The 17,427-nt window shown below is 43.5% G+C and carries 18 protein-coding genes; 8 read left to right on the top strand and 10 right to left on the bottom strand.

Annotation, left to right across the window (positions count from 1 at the left end):
- The first annotated feature begins 11 nt into the window (after nt 1–11).
- Nucleotides 12–923 (top strand): hypothetical protein, encoded by a 912-nt coding sequence (locus ACFQZS_RS03480; protein ID WP_377097327.1) that lies wholly within the window; start codon nt 12–14, stop codon nt 921–923.
- A 409-nt stretch (nt 924–1,332) separates the two neighbouring features.
- On the opposite strand, the gene ACFQZS_RS03475 is transcribed toward ACFQZS_RS03480, so the two are convergent.
- From ACFQZS_RS03475 to ACFQZS_RS03465, 3 genes are all read right to left on the bottom strand, one after another.
- Nucleotides 1,333–1,458 carry a hypothetical protein gene (locus ACFQZS_RS03475; protein ID WP_377097325.1) on the bottom strand — a complete coding sequence of 42 codons (126 nt, stop codon included), beginning with the start codon at nt 1,456–1,458 and terminating at the stop codon, nt 1,333–1,335.
- Nucleotides 1,459–1,577: 119 nt separating this feature from the next.
- A complete protein-coding gene (locus tag ACFQZS_RS03470) occupies nt 1,578–2,249 on the bottom strand; it encodes a LytR/AlgR family response regulator transcription factor (protein ID WP_377097324.1) in 672 nt (223 codons plus the stop codon).
- The gene (locus ACFQZS_RS03465) at nt 2,246–3,316 is read right to left on the bottom strand and encodes a sensor histidine kinase (RefSeq protein ID WP_377097322.1); all 1,071 of its coding nucleotides are present in this window, start codon (nt 3,314–3,316) and stop codon (nt 2,246–2,248) included. The genes ACFQZS_RS03470 and ACFQZS_RS03465 overlap by 4 nt, the downstream gene beginning before the upstream one ends.
- 165 nt (nt 3,317–3,481) lie before the next feature.
- Here ACFQZS_RS03465 and ACFQZS_RS03460 point away from each other — a divergent pair, with 165 nt between their 5' ends.
- Nucleotides 3,482–4,582 (top strand): redoxin domain-containing protein, encoded by a 1,101-nt coding sequence (locus ACFQZS_RS03460; RefSeq protein ID WP_377097320.1) that lies wholly within the window; start codon nt 3,482–3,484, stop codon nt 4,580–4,582.
- Nucleotides 4,583–4,810: 228 nt separating this feature from the next.
- On the opposite strand, the gene ACFQZS_RS03455 is transcribed toward ACFQZS_RS03460, so the two are convergent.
- From ACFQZS_RS03455 to ACFQZS_RS03440, 4 genes are all read right to left on the bottom strand, one after another.
- Entirely contained in the window at nt 4,811–5,080 is a 270-nt protein-coding gene (locus ACFQZS_RS03455; protein WP_377097319.1) for a hypothetical protein, read from the bottom strand.
- Between the two features lie 239 nt (nt 5,081–5,319).
- The gene (locus ACFQZS_RS03450) at nt 5,320–6,504 is read right to left on the bottom strand and encodes a DUF4932 domain-containing protein (protein ID WP_377097318.1); all 1,185 of its coding nucleotides are present in this window, start codon (nt 6,502–6,504) and stop codon (nt 5,320–5,322) included.
- A 35-nt stretch (nt 6,505–6,539) separates the two neighbouring features.
- Nucleotides 6,540–7,511, bottom strand: a complete 972-nt coding sequence (locus ACFQZS_RS03445; protein ID WP_377097317.1) for an AraC family transcriptional regulator — start codon at nt 7,509–7,511, stop codon at nt 6,540–6,542.
- Nucleotides 7,512–7,693: 182 nt separating this feature from the next.
- Nucleotides 7,694–7,882, bottom strand: a complete 189-nt coding sequence (locus tag ACFQZS_RS03440; RefSeq protein WP_377097315.1) for a hypothetical protein — start codon at nt 7,880–7,882, stop codon at nt 7,694–7,696.
- A 238-nt stretch (nt 7,883–8,120) separates the two neighbouring features.
- Between ACFQZS_RS03440 and ACFQZS_RS03435 the strand changes: the two genes are divergently transcribed.
- On the top strand, nt 8,121–9,644 hold the full coding sequence (locus ACFQZS_RS03435; protein WP_377097313.1) for a PAS domain S-box protein: 1,524 nt from the start codon (nt 8,121–8,123) through the stop codon (nt 9,642–9,644).
- Nucleotides 9,645–9,874: 230 nt separating this feature from the next.
- On the opposite strand, the gene ACFQZS_RS03430 is transcribed toward ACFQZS_RS03435, so the two are convergent.
- Complete coding sequence (locus ACFQZS_RS03430) at nt 9,875–10,315, bottom strand: HNH endonuclease domain-containing protein (RefSeq protein WP_377097311.1); 441 nt, start codon at nt 10,313–10,315, stop codon at nt 9,875–9,877.
- A gap of 342 nt (nt 10,316–10,657) precedes the next feature.
- Here ACFQZS_RS03430 and ACFQZS_RS03425 point away from each other — a divergent pair, with 342 nt between their 5' ends.
- A complete protein-coding gene (locus tag ACFQZS_RS03425) occupies nt 10,658–11,134 on the top strand; it encodes a hypothetical protein (RefSeq protein ID WP_377097309.1) in 477 nt (158 codons plus the stop codon).
- A gap of 314 nt (nt 11,135–11,448) precedes the next feature.
- Here ACFQZS_RS03425 and ACFQZS_RS03420 read toward each other — a convergent pair whose 3' ends face one another.
- Nucleotides 11,449–12,273: a DUF2779 domain-containing protein gene (locus tag ACFQZS_RS03420; protein WP_377097550.1), complete on the bottom strand. Its 825-nt coding sequence runs from the start codon at nt 12,271–12,273 to the stop codon at nt 11,449–11,451.
- 176 nt (nt 12,274–12,449) lie between these two features.
- Nucleotides 12,450–13,412 carry a hypothetical protein gene (locus ACFQZS_RS03415; protein WP_377097307.1) on the bottom strand — a complete coding sequence of 321 codons (963 nt, stop codon included), beginning with the start codon at nt 13,410–13,412 and terminating at the stop codon, nt 12,450–12,452.
- A gap of 238 nt (nt 13,413–13,650) precedes the next feature.
- Between ACFQZS_RS03415 and ACFQZS_RS03410 the strand changes: the two genes are divergently transcribed.
- From ACFQZS_RS03410 to ACFQZS_RS03395, 4 genes are all read left to right on the top strand, one after another.
- Nucleotides 13,651–13,938, top strand: coding sequence for a hypothetical protein (locus ACFQZS_RS03410; protein WP_377097306.1), 288 nt, complete (start codon nt 13,651–13,653; stop codon nt 13,936–13,938).
- 134 nt (nt 13,939–14,072) lie between these two features.
- Nucleotides 14,073–15,854: a tetratricopeptide repeat-containing sensor histidine kinase gene (locus ACFQZS_RS03405; protein ID WP_377097304.1), complete on the top strand. Its 1,782-nt coding sequence runs from the start codon at nt 14,073–14,075 to the stop codon at nt 15,852–15,854.
- A gap of 75 nt (nt 15,855–15,929) precedes the next feature.
- Nucleotides 15,930–16,568, top strand: coding sequence for a response regulator (locus tag ACFQZS_RS03400; RefSeq protein WP_377097302.1), 639 nt, complete (start codon nt 15,930–15,932; stop codon nt 16,566–16,568).
- 95 nt (nt 16,569–16,663) lie between these two features.
- Nucleotides 16,664–17,416, top strand: coding sequence for a hypothetical protein (locus ACFQZS_RS03395; RefSeq protein ID WP_377097300.1), 753 nt, complete (start codon nt 16,664–16,666; stop codon nt 17,414–17,416).
- Nucleotides 17,417–17,427: the final 11 nt, after the last annotated feature.

The following is a 17,427-nucleotide window of genomic DNA, read 5'->3' as shown; positions in this document are numbered from 1 at the left end:
TTTTTTGAAGAATGTTCCCTGATTATCAAGCACAAGTGCTGCTGACCTATCACAAAAAAAGAGAGGCAAATGAACTCTCTCTTATTCTGTTGCACCCAACACCAGGCAAACTAAGGGATGAATGCCTGGCCGTGCTTCACGACCGGTTTTTAAAGAAGGATGAAAAAACATTAAAGGCATTTTTTGGCCCTAAAAGCAGTGAGGTTGATTACATGCAGCTTATCAGGAAATTCGACGCGGACAAGTTCAGGCCGCTGGTTAGTTATTTAAAAGGAAAAACAGATAGCACTGAAGATAAAAACGTGGAGCTTTTGGCCTGGCTGATCGATTATGAACCGCGGCCTTATCAATTTCGTCCGCCAGAGTCAATATCAGTACAAAAACGTGCTGAAATCAAAAGGGAAGAACCAAAGGAAGTCCCTGATCAAGCCAAAGCATTACCGTTGATTGCGACAACAGACAGACCGGAGAATTCGGTCACACAAGTACCGAAAACCGCTAATAAAAAGAGAGTTGGAAGCGTCATGATCCTGGTCATCGCTTTGGTCATAGTTATAGGAGGAACCTATATACTATGGACAATTAACCAACCCACGGCCGCTCATTCCCTTACGTCCCAACTAAGCGGAGCCTGTATGTACTGGTCGGAAGATCACTACGAACCTATTCCCTGCAATCAAAAATCCAGCGGAAGGCTGGTGCTGGCTTTAGACACCTTAAAGGTCAATCATTTTAAACTGATCAGAGAAAACGACACCGTCAGTCCGAATTCGATCGGGAAAGTGTGGTATTTTAAAACAGGCAAAGGCCTGGAGCTGTATACCGACAGCGGCTTCCACCCTGTGCATATTGAAAGAAGGTTAAGACCCCTTAGCCGGTATATGTGGGATAAGTATCTGTCTCCTAAATGGATTTATAATTAACACCCAACTTATCATGAAAAAACTACCCTTTCTACTTTTGCTGGCTGTCATAACACTCGCCACTGCTTCAGAACCAAAACCTGCTAAAAAACCAGCTTCTGCGACATGCGTCGGCGCGAATCCTTGTAAAGCCTGTAAGAATTGCAAATACTGTAAACATTGCGCAAAAAATGGCAAGACCTGTGGTGTCTGTAAAAAATGACGACGACGGTACTGATGACCGCCGGTGTCGGGCTCTTCGGGACGTTTACAGCATTTGTGGCTTCCTGGTTTGTGGCGAAAAAAGAATAGGATACAAAAAACCAGCGCCTTTCTCGCCGCAAAAAAAACACCCCTGTAGCTCTAAGGTGGAGAAAACAAACTTCGCTCGGCCCAATTTTGCAGGATGAAAAAACTCATGGTCTTATGCTTATTCTTCACCGCCTGCCAGCCAGCCCCTCGCATCTACATCAATCACACCGAAGGCCCCTATTCCATCGCCGATGATACCCTCATTATCCAAAACGAACTCATCATTAACCGCAGCGGCTTTCAAAAAATCCGCAAAGGACAGCGCTTACCCAAACAATATCAGGTCAAACAATGGAGGCGCAATAGTCCCGATGCGCCGGTTATCCGCATAGATGGCAGACACGCCTACTGGAATAACACAATTTATAGGTCATCCAAATTACTCTTGTAATTATTTCCAACAGGTATAGCGTCCCCCCCAATTTTTATTGCCGACGTTTCTACAGTGTTGATATGATTTTTATTAACGAGGTAAGACCTATGCACACGGATAAAAGTATCTGCCGGCAGTAAGTCGCAGAGATATTTCATCGTCATGTGCGTAAGGTAGTTTTTATTAGGAGTGCAAAGCTGGATATAGTCTTTCACCGAATGCGCATATAATATATCAGCGTACAACATCTTTACCAACCTGCCGGATATCTTAAAATAACAGTAGTTTCTGCTTTGCTGCTGTTCAATGGTCTGAATCTTTAAAAACTTATTGATGCTTTTTTGAAATCGCTCAAACGTTATTGGCTTTAACAGATAATCTACAGCGTCCAGTTCAAAACCTTCAACAGCGTGGCTGGCAAATGCTGTTGTGAAAATTACTGCCGGAGGATTCTTTAAAGAGCGAAAAAAATCAAGTCCATTGATGCCCGGCATCTTAATATCCAGAAACATCAGATCAATTTGCTCCTGATGCAGTAAAGTGAACGCATCTAAAGCATTTTTACAAATCCCTGCGCATTCCAAATCCGCAAAACGGCAGATGTAATTTTCAATCACTTCCTGCGCCAAGGGCTCATCATCAACAATTATACATCGTATCATGTCAGTTGAAGCGTTAGGGTAACATTATAAGTCTCTGCTCTTTCGTCTACTTGAAGAACATGCCCGTTGGGATACAGTAGCTCTAATCGCTTTGAAACATTCTGCAATCCAATTCCGGTGGATGGATTCAATAGCGTCGCCTTACTGTTGCTAACCTCCAGCGTGATGTCGTCCTCCATTACGCAAAGTATTATGGTCACGAAGCCCTTTCCTGTTTCTTGTTCCAGTCCATGTTTAAAAGCATTTTCAATGAACGGGAGCAACAATAGCGGCTCTATCGTTGCCACTTCGTTAATGCCTTGTATATCAAATTGTATGATATTTTGCTCATGTCTTATCCGCTCGACCTCCACATAGTTGCTCAAAAAATCTATTTCTTTTTTTAAAGAAACTTTGGCTTGATCTGCCTCATACAAAATATACCGCATCATATCAGCCAATTTAGCTACCACCTGTGCTGTATCTTTTGATTGCTTTAACGCCAGCGAATAAATATTATTCATCGTGTTAAAAAAAAAATGCGGGTGCAATTGCGCTTTCAAATAATTAAGCTCCGACATTAGCTGCTGCTCTTTTAGTGCCCTCATTTGTTCATCCTGCTGTAACGAACGGATAAGAAAAGTAAAGCCTATTAACGGAAATGCTACGACCATCAAAGGATAATTAATGGAATATGACATATTTGCGCTTTTCAGTGCATTCGCAGTATAAGTTCTTAACTCTGATGAAAAGATTGGCATTTTACTCACCACCCAATTGGCGAGGTATGACTGCATTAAATGCTGCAAAAAGAGAAAAACTGCCATACCCAGTATAACGTGTACTATTTTTTTATTAAATACAGCACGTTTTAGAAATCCCCAATAGAAAAGGCTGTAAGCTGCAATCTCAAATGTGCCAAATGCTATACGATACTCAAAATGTTTAGTGAAGTTGGCAACATTGTGCTCCACATGATAACTGTATTCAAGATCACTTATAAACGAAATGATGTACGACAAAAAAATAAAGAAACACAACTCAATACGAAAGTATTTCCATTTGATATTCTTTATCAGACCAAACATACTGCAAGGTAATATATTTTGTAGCAGGCGCTTTTTAACATGTAGAGTTTTAGACAAAACAGCTTGTTTTTTAGACTAAAATAGTTTAAACCAGCTTTGTCTAATTAAATCGGCAATCAGTCTAAATCATAAAATTCAAAACGTGAAGCGTTTTAGCTTTGGTGTATGAAAACAATAAAAACCAGCCTAAATGTCGCCATAATACTGGCGTTTTTTTTTCAGCTTAATGCATCAGCACAAAAAGCCGGATTTACAATTAACGGACAAGTTACCGGACTGAAAGACAGCACTAAAATTTACCTGACGAATACCCAGCCTCAAAAGATCATTGATTCTACCATAGTTATAAATGGAAAATTTACGATGAGTGGCCAAATCAATGAGCCAGCCAGGCAGGTATGCTTATTTACCGCCAAATACGAAAACTACGTTTTATTTTGGGTTGAGAATAAATCCATGAGCATGGTGCTGAAAGCTGGCGAATTTAGAAAGGCTATAATTAAGGGCTCTTCCACACAAGACGAGAATAATGAGTTAGAAACAGCTTCTGAACAGCTTTTGTTTAAGCAGGACAGCCTTAATAAAATTCTATCAAAAAACCCAGCTGCAACAGAGCGTGAAAGTTTATTAAAACAACTGTCTGCATTGCGCGATGAGGAACAGCAAATTAATATCAATTATGTTAAACAGCACCCCAAATCGTTATTTGCTGCTCATCTGCTGAATGTCTACTCAGCTACCTGGGGTAAAGAAAAAACCGAATCGCTTTATAAAAATTTGAATGCAGCTATGAAGAAAACCAGTTATGGTAAAGAAATAAGCGAATACATTCACCTGAATAAAAATGTACAAGTTGGCGATAAGTTTCAGGATTTTGAGCAACTGAATACGTTAGGCAAGAAAGTAAAGCTATCAGAAATCAGGGGCAAATATATTCTGCTGGATTTTTGGGCAGCCTGGTGCGGCCCATGCAGGGAGGAAAATCCGCATTTAGTTGAACTCTACAAGCAATATCAGCCCAAAGGGTTTAACATATTAGGGGTTTCGGCAGACAATAGTAAAAAAGCATGGTTGGATGCTGTTAAGAAAGATGGTTTGCTGTGGGAAAATGTATCAGACTTGCGGGGTGACAATAATAAAGCGGCATTGATTTATGGCGTAAATGCTTATCCAACCAATTATCTAATAAATACGAATGGTGTAATTATTGCCAAGAACGTTAGAGGGAAAGCACTGGAAGATAAGTTAAAAGAGTTATTTCCTTAAATCACTATATGCATTTAAACTCAGGTTTCCGCTTTTTGCAAAAGCGGAAACCCCCTCTGTTCGATCTTCTGCGCCGAAGCATTCAGCAAATGGTGTTATCTCGATATCAAATCCTATCTCGCTATCTGCGGCATTTAACACCGCCTTCCTCCCGGTCAAAAAACAAAAAGACACACCTGGCTACAGAGGGGTAGTTACTATGTGGGCTAAATAATATTAAGCTAAAGCCTATTTTCGGAAGTCCGGCTTTAGTTCGAACTTTCTGAGGAAGTTTAAGATTCTACCGCGCCGTAACTTCAGATGACTTAATGATATAAATACTTTTCGTTCCTCAGCGTCCCACTCTACGCCCATAAAACACAAAACCATTGTCATACTCTTACCGCCTGTCCCCCAACCCTTCGTACCTATATCAATCACACCGAATGCCGCTACTTCATCGCCGATGATACCCTGATCCTTCACAACGAACTCATCATTAACCGCTGCGGCTTTCAAAAAATCCGCTACGGTCAGCGTTTACCCAAACAATACCAGGTCAAACAATGAAACCGGGATAGTGCAGATGCGCCGGTCATCCGCATAGATGGCAGACACGCCTACTGGAACATACCAATTATCTGCAAATACCGTAAAAAAGATAGGAGGCGTAGTACCAAACCTGCCAATCGATTAGTAAGCGGAAATGAAAAGAAGAATATATTGAGCCTGGGAATTACAATAAACTGTAAAAACAGCTATTTTTTACCATACCGTTCAATCTGATCGTTAATTACAGCCGGTGTCAACGAATTTAAATAAGCAATGAGGACAGGCAGGTAGCTTTCAAAACTGGGGTAACGCCTCCTGTTCTCGTCATATTTCTTGATCTCGTTTTCCAGCAAAGGAATCAGCACACATTTTTCGTCATAGATATGCATCCGGCGTAAACGTTCTGCTTCCTGCAAATTCGTCATAGATATAGCTGTGCGTATCTCTCCCAGGCGAACCATATGCTCTATTACACATACATACCAGTCGTGAATGTAATGTGGAGCAAGAATTTCCCTAAGTTCCGGGGTGAACAATACGGAGTCAGATCTCAACTGTGCAGTATAAGCTTCAATCAAAGGATTGACAAAGGAGTGTCCCATTTCATGTCTGGTTAAAAAGTGCGTAACGCCAGGGTTGTCGAAGCCAAAACCCTTATAAGAAGAAAGACTGGCTTCGAGCGGTAACATTTGATCCGAACTCATGACCATCGCAGGTATAACGCCTTTGGCGGACATGATGCTCGGCGCAAATGCGCGGTAATTGTCTTCGCCTTTTGGAATGGGCATACCTGGTGCTAAATAAATTTGGTAGGCGGGGAAGGTCTTGCCGTACCATTTCTCCAAAGCAGGAAACGAAGCTGCATCGATATCTTTCTCTACTTCTCTTAATGCACCTTGGTAAAAAAATGTATTCTCTTGAATAAAAGCGCCGACCTTGGCCATTTGATAAAAGCTGCGCAAACTATCTGTGAGTTCGGCCAGTATCGCTTTTATGAAGGGGTGTGCCGGGTCAATCGGAAGTTCCTTATATAACGGTCCTTCGGCGGGAAATTCCTTTTGATTCAACAGGTAATTCATGACAGGTGAGTTATCCTGATAGGCGTTTTTTACCTCCCTAAGCAGTGCTGCTATCCTTACAATGACCGGTGTATTGATATAGGGTTTAAATCGGAGGAAGGCATAATGAACGATGGGTTGATGCGCATAATCCCAGCCTTTGTGATCAAATACAAAATCGTTCATATGCTCCACGGCGAGCTTTTCCGCAAAAAAATAAGTTTCCAGATTAGTGTTAATGGCCACAGAAACCTTTTTTGACAATTGGACCGTGTGTTGCGCGAAGGAATGCTGGGCACTCCACAACAAAATAATTAAGGTGAGTCTTTTCATGAGCAATACATTACCAGGTAAAGCTATAGCTTAAACTATTCACCGGAATGTATAATATTGCTATTTTTTATTGCCAGCGCACCGACGCCGAAGTATCTTTTAAATGCCGCATTCAGGTGTGTAGCATCATAAAACCCATTTAAAAATGCTGCTGTTTTTATTTCCTCTCCCTGCAATAACATTTTCTTGGCGTTTCGCAGCCTTTGCAAGGCAACGTAAACCTGTGGCGTAATTCCATTGGCCTCTTTGAATCTCCGAATGAAATGATACTTACTCATACAAAAATAATCAGCCATCTGATCTAAACTCAAGCGGTTGAGACCAATTGATGCGATCAGTTCATCCATAAGATCAAATGAATGCACCTTTTGCTGGGCGTATGCCCGGCGATAAAACAGCAATTTTTTTATGATTTGTTCCACTATTTTAAAGGCATGCGGTTGCTGGTCGGTAAGCAAGGTAAACAGATCAGCAATTTTCCTGTCTTCTATCACCCTTTGCAAACCGCCAACTTCGCTGCCATTATTATAATAGCGCAAAAGTTCCGGATGAATGTATATTGTTTGATAACTGTAACCTGAATCATTCAAAGAACAGTTGCGATGTGCTTCATTAGCTTGTGTTATACTTAGCATGCCCGCTGTTGCATAATATTTAGCGTTTTGGGTCTGAAGCAACTCGGTTCCTCTGGTGATCAATGACAGACAAAAATAATCGTGCAGATGAAAAGGGAAATAAGCTGTTTCATCCTCCGAAACAAACATTTCAATCCCGTCAAAAAAATCGTACTTGAAGTATTTAAATGATGAACCCACAAAATGCTGCCTAAGCGAATTCCAAAATAAGAAAAGATTACGATCATTTGCAAAAATACAAATAACAGCGTCTCCGGATGCACTTCTAATACACTCGTCCTCTTCCCTGCGCCCATCGAGCTTTTGCCCCGGAAGCTGATATAGTAACGTATTTGTCCACATCCGTTTGTGGCTTAATTCGTGCGTTATCATCTGATTGACTCCGCGGCATGCCTACCGAATATTATCAGCGCCTTCTCTCCGTCATAAAAAGGCAATCATGAGAATGGAAATCACACCGAAGGCCCCTACTCCATCGCCGATGATACCCTCATCCTCCAAAACGATCTCATCATTAACCGCAGCGGCTTTCAAAAATCCGCAACGGACAGCGCTTACCCAAACAATATCAGGTCAAACAATGGAAGCACGACGGTATCGATGCGCCCGTCATCCGCGTCAATGGCAGACACACCTGTTGGAACAACACCATTTATCTGCAAATACCGTAATAAGATCCACCCGTGTTCGCCGGTAACCCCTGCTTTGTCATTATTGAATACGATAAGGACCGATCCAATCACTGGGTGCCTTATCCGATCAGTTTTAAAAGTTTGAAAGCGCTGTTCAGCAGCCTTGGATACCGCAACATTGAAAAATCAGGTCAGCGGCGTGCCATGTATGGATCGGGCCATATGTATTGTGCACTGATTTCTTAGCCTGAAGGGTCAGTGTTGCTACCGCTGGTCATCGGCCACAGTTTGTTGCGCATTAGTTAATAAATAATTACAACTTAAAGGGGTAAGTCTACGTAAAAGGGTAGTGCTTAACGATCGCCTTTCAAGTTTTAAAGTCCCGCTTATCATCCTGGCGGCTGCGTCCGGCTGGGCGTTCGTTGCCCATCCGCTGATCGGTCGGGTGTCCCTTGAGCTGGAGCCTGAGCACAGAAATCTTTTCCGGTACCTGATGGACTTTACCATTTTGTTGTTGGGCGGTTGGCTGCTTTACCAAAAGATAAGGCGTTACGCCCGGGAGGTGCGTAAGAGCCGCGATGAATACCGCCGCTTATTCGACGAGATACCGGTCCCCATGATCATTTTCGACAGTCGGAACTTTCGCTTTCTCGCCGTCAATATTGCCGCTACCTGCCAGTATGGTTACAGCCGCGAAGAATTTTTACAGTTAAAGATCACCGATATCCGCCCGCCCGAAGAAGTGCCGGCTTTCTTGGCTGCCGTGGGTCAGGTTCCGGAGAGCTACGCCGATGCCGGCCGCTGGCTGCACCGCAAAAAAAACGGCGAGACTTTTTATGTCCGCGTGTTTTCGCATCATACCCTATTTGAAGGAGTTCCGGTAAAACAAAGCGCGGTTATCGATGTCGATCTTAAAGTGCGGACCGAAACGGCGCTGGCCGAAAAGACCGCCGAATTGGAGAATGTGCTGGAAAGTATGACCGATGCGTTTTATACCGTTGACAACGACTGGAACTTCACCTATATCAATAAAAAATATGAACAGGTGCAGCACCGCGACCGCGCACAGCTGCTGGGTAAAAACGTTTGGGACCTGTTTCCTTATGGCAAGCAGCTCCGCTATTTCAGGGAGTATGACCGGGCCTTACGCGAGCAGGTGAGTGTACATTTCGAGGAGTTCAATACCTTTAACGGCATGTGGGTATCGGCAAGCGCCTATCCCATCAAAAACGGCCTGGCCATTTATTTCCGCGATATTACAGAAGAAAAACTGATGCGGGAAAAGATCCTTAGGGATGGGCAGAGCCTGCGGGCGATCATCAATAACACGCGCGACCTGATCTGGTCGGTTGACCGTGATCTGAACATTATTGCAGGAAACGGCGCTTTTTGGGAACGGGTGGAGCAACTGACCGGCAAAACGCAGGAGACCGTAACCAACGCCGACTTTGACGACGAGATATTGCTTCCTTACCAGGCCAATTACCGTCGCGCTTTACAGGGCGAGGCGTTTTTGATCGTTCGCGAACGTGAGATCGATGGGCGGAAGCGTTTCGAGGAGTTAAGTTTTAACCCGATACTGAACGAGCAGCACGAAGCAACCGGTGTAACCTGTTTTTTAAGGGACATCACCCAGCATCGCGAACATGTGGAGCAAATTGAAAAGCAGAATGATAAGCTCCGCGAGATCGCGTGGCTGCAATCACATCAGATGCGCGTGCCCGTTGCCAATATCCTTGGCCTGGCTGAACTTTACGAGCAAGGTTACGAGGCGAAAGACGAGCTTATCCCGATGTTTTCTCTTGAAGCGAAACGGCTGGATGCGATTATTCGAGAAATTACTTCAAAGACCGGCGATATCGAAAGTAACTGATAGCGACCCGTTCTGTTTTCCTGATTATAGGAATAGCTTTCCCAGCGACCTCTTCCTCCCCTACATAAAAAGAACTCATCATCAACCGCACCGCCTTTCAAAAAATCCGTAAAGGACAGCACAATACCAGGACAAATTCCGTAAATAAGATGTCCCCATCAGCGTCCCCCTCCCCGTCAAAAACAAACCACGAAAACATCTCACCCTACCTTAAAGAAATCCACCAACAATCAATTATCCCAACCCTCAAAACCCCTCGTCCCGATCAGCTCCTCACAGCTCCGCATTAAAGCTCGCATCGCCGCAGCCTGCCAATCACCTGACGTATCATAACCCAACAGCGCCGATTGCATCTCCTTCCGGAAACGCTGACCGCTATGCCTATGGATCAGCTCCCAGTAATGCGTGATCAGGCCACTCTGCCTGTCAATAAGCGCCGGGCTAGGGATCTTATCCCGTTTCCGGTTATTCAAGTCAGTTCGCGCCGGAAGCAGGTTCCAGAGGTCATTGTTCTTCCAGATCGTGAACGGAATAATGTGGTCAATATCGTAGCGGGAGATCGTGTCGCCGCTCCTGACAAAGCGCACCTGACCATCGGTTTGTAAAATGGATTGATACAAAGCCTTCGATTCGGCAAGATCGCGCGCGGTGATCGGACTTAAGAACTTCATCCACACCGGTCACCGAAAGCGTACAGGACTTTGAATGCCCGAAAGATCATTATCCAATTAAGATCGCTGAAATACTAACGAATTTTAATAACTAATTTGATAGTAGGATGCCTCATTGTTGTTTCTATATTTGACTAAAAATCTAATCTTCGTCACATGGAGCAAAAATGTATGCTACACCCTATTAGAAAAACACACAGTGTTTGGATGCTAATACCGTTGTTCGGCATATTTGTTTATTTAGCACTTTACTTAATTGCCACATTTTTATATCCAGGGGGTAACCAACTCAATTTACATGAAAAAGGGTTCAGCTGGACGCAAAACTACTGGTGCAATTTATTGAATGAAAACGCAATGAACGGCCAGCTTAATACAGCAAGACCCATTGCTATGGTGGCGATGTTTGTGCTTTGTTTAACCTTGGCTTTTTTTTGGTATGTATTTCCCGGACAAGTGGGTTTTCGTAAAAAATGGAGGAGAGGGATGCAGCTTTCAGGGATAATATCAATGCTAACCGGAATGTTCATTTTTACTGATCTACACGACAGTATTATAAATATTGCAGGAGCGTTCGCGTTGGTAGCCGTAATAGGCACATTTATCGGCGTTTACATGTTAAAATGGCGAAAGCTTTTTACAATGGGTATTTTCAACGTAATATTGATCGCGTTAAACAATATCTTATATTATGGTGATGATCTTAAAATGTATTTACCAACGGTTCAAAAAATAACCTTTCTATCCTTTTTGCTATGGATCGGGTTAATAACTGTAGGATTGTACCGGAGTAAGAAATATCCGGTTACGAGATTTTAATTACTTGGTGGATACCTATTGCTGCTTTCCTTAACCCTCCGACGGAAATACCCCACCTACCAACAGGTGCAGACCAAACACCGTGACCCGCTAAAGGCTTAATAAAAACACTCCGTACCGCCGGTAACCGGAAATGAGCTGAACGCCTATTTAGCAAAAAAAATGCACGCCCTCTGCATGAGATGCAGCAGATCACGGTTCCAATCCCACTTATCTAAACTACACCCATCAGANACGGTTCCAATCCCACTTATCTAAACTACACCCATCAGAGCCCACCCCACCGCCAAAAAAAACTAACCCACCCCTCTCATCTAATCAAACAAATGATCCTTCCACCCCTCATAGATCATCACCATCGCCAGCGTATCCAATTCACAATACTTCAATAAAGCATTATAATAAAAAGCCCGCTCTTCATCCCCCATATCCACAAATTGCATCTTCGCATAAGCCATCATCGCCGCCCCACCATCCTTTAATTCCTCCCCATTCTCTACACACAACGCATCCAGTTGTTCCGGACTTAATTCCCCGAAAACAGGCGGCAACCTTTTATAAGGACTGATCCAGTTGCCCGATTTATCCTTTAAAAGCCAGGCGTGAGCCGCAAAATTGAGGCTCGGCATCAATTCAGTACCGTAACAAACATCGACATATTTAGCCTGTAGAAAATCAGAACAGGCTATAATAGCAGGTAAAACCGATTTGATCGAATTCGAACCCTTCATCAGCGGGTGGTAAAAGCCACCCAGCACCAGTTGGTAAAGATCCACCATATCACGCACGCCCACGTGCCCATCGCTACTGCTATGCGTAATCGAGCGAATGAATTCACATAATTCATTTTTGTCCGGTTCATTGCTTTCCAACAATTGTGCATAAGTATCATTCAGCACATTATTTTCATGATTGTGGTACCGAAAGATCGTGCCTTCATCTTTTTCCAAAGCAGCCTTTAAAGCCCTGACGAAGTCAAAGTTCGGGAACGCTCCTACAGATGTGTTCAGCCACTGATCCTGATGGCTGATACTTCCATTGGCTTCCACTTGGTGATGCGAAAACTGAAAGGCGACCTGCTCGTAAGGTCTTCGCCCCGCGAACATCGGGATCGCCAAAGCTGTCGTTTCAAAATCAATGAAATGCAGCGGGTACTTAAACGAATTAAAAGCTTCTGTCAGAAATTCCTTGTGATAAATCGGTTCCAGGCAGCCCGACGCGGATGATTGAATTTGCTGCAGTCGCCGCTCCGCAGCAGAGAAGCCCGCGCAAGCTTTCGCCTGTTTCGGGGCGAAATCTTCTTCCCGGAAATCTTTTAGAAAATAATCTTACGGTTAAAGAGCGGCGTCAGAATGTCCTTTGAACCCAGGCTACCTCTCCATAACTCAAAAAGCAAAGGCTGCATCAACTGTTCGGCCGACAGACCTGTCTGCCCGCTCCAACATTCGATAAAGCCGGAGGATAAATGATCCCCGTCCGTTTGAAACTCGCATTGCAGACAATGCTTGCCGATACTGGTGAAACGCTTCTTTCCGCTCTTTAAATCAGTTGCTAACGATTCCGCATACGAGCTGAGCGTGTAAACTGTGCCGCCCAATTCAAATGCTTCATTGAGCAAAATTTCAACTTCAGCACTCACCGGCACCTTGATCAAAACCCGGTCACCCAGATCATCCGGTGTCAACGCATGTTTTTGTACAATGGTGACCCGCCCTTCTGTCTTACTGATCTTAAATTGCTGGTTTAGTCCGTCGACCGTCGCTTTTTTGGTTTTATCCGCCAGCATCAGATAAGCGGAAACATGGAACTGCGGAAATGCCGTTTGCAATACCATTACCTGAAAGGCGACGTCCGTCAGGTAAGGCTTCCACGCTGACCTGATCTGCCCCTTGTTTGTGCTGAAGGAATCCTCATCCGAATTAAAAGATTTCGCTTTGACCTCGATCAGCTGAATATTGTCGCCTTTTTTGACCAGGATATCTATTTTAACCAGAAAATCTCCGGCAAGAATGGCGGCTTCGAATAAAGTGCAGTTCTCCTGCGCCAACAATTCATTTGTCTTGTTGACCGCTCCTTCATTAGATTCTTCGGCAATCAATACCCCCTCCGGATGGTAAGCCCTGGCCAGAGCACCTACCTGAAAACCGCCCAGCGCAAGTGCTTCCAAGAATTGATCTTCTGTTTTCGTATTCGTGTATTTCTCGGCGTTGCTTTGATAATACAATTTCGTTGGGCATTCCATGCCGGTCTGAAAACGTGATTTGGTGAGATAGGGCATACAATTGTGTTTGATTTGGTTTTACCTAAGTTATTAATAAATAAACAGATAACAATTCAAATCCAATCCGTAAATCTTCACGCACCCACTGATTTCGACCGAAAGTGAAATATCCGCGCACGAATGATATCAAGAGGAAAGCCACAAAATATCAGCGCCTCTTCGCCCCGACAACAAAAAAACACACCCTGTAGCTACAGCGTGGAGAACAGCATTTTTTACCGGCCAATTTTGCAACATGAAAAAGCTCATCATTGTACTCTTGCTCTTCACCGCCTGCCAGCCCACCCCTCGCACCTATATCAATCACACCGAAGGCCCGTGCTCTATCGCCGATGATACCCTCATCCTCCAAAACGATCTCATCATTAACCGCTGCGGCTATCAAAAAATCCGCAACGGAAAGCACTTACCCAAGCAATACCGGGTCAAACAATGGAAGCGCAACAGTCCCTATGCGCCGGCAATCCGCATTGATAGCAAACACGCCTACTGGAATAACACAATTTATCTACAAGCGCCGTAAATAGGATCTACCCATCAGCACCCACCCACCGCCAAAAATAAGCCGCGAAAAAAGTCTCACCCTACCCAGGTCCTTGCCATTATAATTGCTATATTGCACAAGCGCCCTGCTATAAACCAATACAATTTTAATTGATGAATACACCGTATGATGCATTGCCGCAGAAATCATGCTTATACCTGTTTTTATTCTTTTGCTTTTCTTTTTTTTCTTTTACAGAAGATCCGGCTATACTAATATCTGATTCGCTGTATAGAAAAGCCGATTACCGGCAAGCTATTTCTGTATTGCAAAACCGCCTTTCCATAGCACAAAAAAATAAAGAAAACATTATCAAAATAGTTCTCTATAATAGTTTGGGCAAAGCTTATTCGCAGTTGGGCGAAAGTGTTGAGGCATTAAAAAATTATCAGCTGGCTATAAAAATGACGGAGATAACCGGCGACAAACAACGCACCGGGAAGATCCTGAAAAATATAGGCGCCCTCTACGAGGAACAAAAAAATTTTACACAGGCCCTATCCTATTATGATAAAGCACAGGACATAGCAATAGCAATTAAAGACCAGGCGCTATTAGCCGACTGCTACAACAATAGGGGTGTTATTTATGAACAGCAATTAAAGTATGATGATGCCCTGGCGGTTTATAAAAAAGCGCTGGCTATTTATCAAAAATTGAACATAACCGACAGAATTGCGCTCAGCCTTAATAATATCGGGATCGTATATAAATTCCAAAAAAAATTCCCTCAATCACTCGATTATTATAACCGTTCGCTAAAATCTTCTGAGAAACTGGGCGATCGCTTTTTTGTAGCGGCTAACTTGAACAATATGGGCAACGTTTATGCTTTAATGAACAATTATCCCAAAGCCGTAGAATTTAACCAGAGAGCCTTAAAAATAGCCGAGGAAATTAAAGCTACCAACATTGTTGTAGAAGCCTACGGTAGTTTGGCGGAAGACTATGCGGGGATGGGCGATCTGAAAAAAGCGTATGAGTTGAAGAATAAGTTTATCGCGGTTAAAGAAGATTATATCAATTTGGAACGCTCCGGCCAGATGGCAGAAATGCAAACCCGGTATGAAACAGAGAAAAAGGAAAATCAAATAGTTACACTACAGCAGCAGCAGCAGATAAGTTCCCTTAATATAGCAAAGCAGCAACTGTTGCTCCAAAAAAGAAATTACCAGGTATTCACCATAACCGGCATAGCTATCAGTCTGCTAATTTTTGGTTATTTATATAACAACCGGCAGCGCGCCAGGCAGCAGTTAGATAAACTGAAGGCGATATCAGATACCGAAAAACAGGAACGCACACGTATTGCCAAGGATATACACGATGATATGGGCTCCGGACTGTCAAAGATCATCCTGATGTCGGGCATGGTTGAAGACAAAATAAAAACAAGCGAATACGGCATAAAGGAAATCAGCACTATAAAACAAATATCGCAGGAACTGGTGGATAACATGCGCGACCTTATCTGGGTGCTTAACCCTGAAAATGCCACGCTGGATAATTTAGTGGCCAGGATACGCGAACACTGCTCAGATTACCTGGAGGGCCTGGCAGTTAAAACGGAACTCGATATTCAGCACGACGTGCCTTATGTCAGGATATCGCAGCAAACACAGCGCAATATCTTTTTAACCACTAAAGAGGCCCTTCATAATTGCGTTAAACATGCCAACTGTGATAAAATTACCATTGGACTTACTTTTAAGGACGGCATGCTCACAGTGAGTATTACCGATAGCGGCAAAGGCTTTGAAGCCGATGAACTGAAACGTAAAGGTAATGGCCTGCGTAATATGCAGCAGCGTATGCAATCAATAGGCGGGAAATTTATGATTACCTCCGGTTTAGGTCAGGGTACAACCATACAAACCAGCATACAATTGGCTTAACGCGCAAATGCGCCAATACTATAATACCACTTTAGTGTAATTGATAATATTGTTGTATAGGTATAATTTTATAGCATGGCAATAAATGTGGCAATAATAGAAGATCAGCGCGAGCTGCGCGATATGCTTGTTGTTTTAATAAACGGCAGCAACGGCTTTAGCTGTGCAGGCGCTTTTGAAAACGCCGAAGACGCTATTACTTCCATCCCACTGCTTAACCCGGACGTAGTGTTGGTTGATATCCATCTTCCCGGGCAATCCGGTATAAGCTGTGTTAGCCAACTAAAGCAGCAATGTATGGATACACACTTTGTAATGTGCACTTCGCTTGAAGATAACGAGAGCATTTTCAATGCTCTTAAAGCGGGTGCTGCCGGCTATATCTCTAAATCTTCCTCGCCAATAAAAATATTAGACGCCATTACTGATGCCTATAACGGCGGTGCCCCCATGAGCAGCCAGATAGCACGTAAAGTTGTTGCTTCCTTTCAGCCCGACAAAAACGCCAATTCCGAGTTGCAGAAATTATCCGTCCGTGAACAGGAAATTTTACAATACCTGTCAGAGGGATATCGTTATAAAGAGATCTCAGGCTTTCTGTACATTAGTATAGAAACTGTGCGTAAGCATATCCACAATATTTATGATAAGCTACAGGTAAATTCGCGTACCGACGCGCTTAATAAAGTTACCAAAGGTGGTATCACCTGGTAGTATCCTGCCTTTACAATTACAACTAAAGTGTAATTGATGCCCCCCTGATTGCTGATTAGGTTTGAGAATCAAAAATCACCCTTAAAAGCAAAATCATGAAAACACTAAAACAAAGCATTTATTACGTACTTACTTCTTGCATACTGTTGAGCGCAGTAAGCTGCAAAAAAGACAAGCAACCCGAAGAACCCGCATTTACCTGCACCACCTGTAAAACCACGCCCGATGCCAAAGCTGAAAATAATGCACTAAGCAAAGGCGTTTACAAAGGCGTAGTAGTAGGCTCAACCGGAACAATTAGTATCGACGTATTAAACGGCGGTTCAACCATTGCAGCTACGTTAATTTTGGATGGGCAGACCATCAACATGACCTCTACAGCCGTGTGGGCAAGCGGCACACCATTAAATGCGGCATTTACAGGTACTGCAGGCGGGCAGAACTATTCATTCACTTTTACGGTTCAGGCCAACGGCAGTAATCCTTCTACCTCCTCTTATACCATTCCCGGCCACCCTAACATAGCTTTTACCCTTATAAAAGAAACATCAGACAACCTGATAAAATGTTACCTGGGTACAACCGAGGGTAAGAAAACTTCGGGCGCATTGCAAAGCTCTGTGCTTAATATCATAACCTCAGGCAAAACCAACACGTGGTTCGCCCTGTCAAAAGACAATGCTTCGGGCGCAATCTCAACTGTCGACGGTACAATAAGCGGCAATACCCTTAACTGTAACTGCGGCCTTACTACTACGGTTACCGGCGTGGTTACTTCCGATCAAATTGATGGAACTTATAAAGGTTCAGATAACCAGGGAACATTCATAGCTAAACGCACACTTTAATCTGCTTATCA

The sequence above is a fragment of the Mucilaginibacter calamicampi genome (assembly GCF_042676765.1).
In the GTDB taxonomy this organism is placed as follows: Bacteria; Bacteroidota; Bacteroidia; order Sphingobacteriales; family Sphingobacteriaceae; genus Mucilaginibacter; species Mucilaginibacter calamicampi.
Note: the sequence above shows the minus strand (reverse complement) of the source record. Positions and strands in the feature narration are given on the sequence as shown.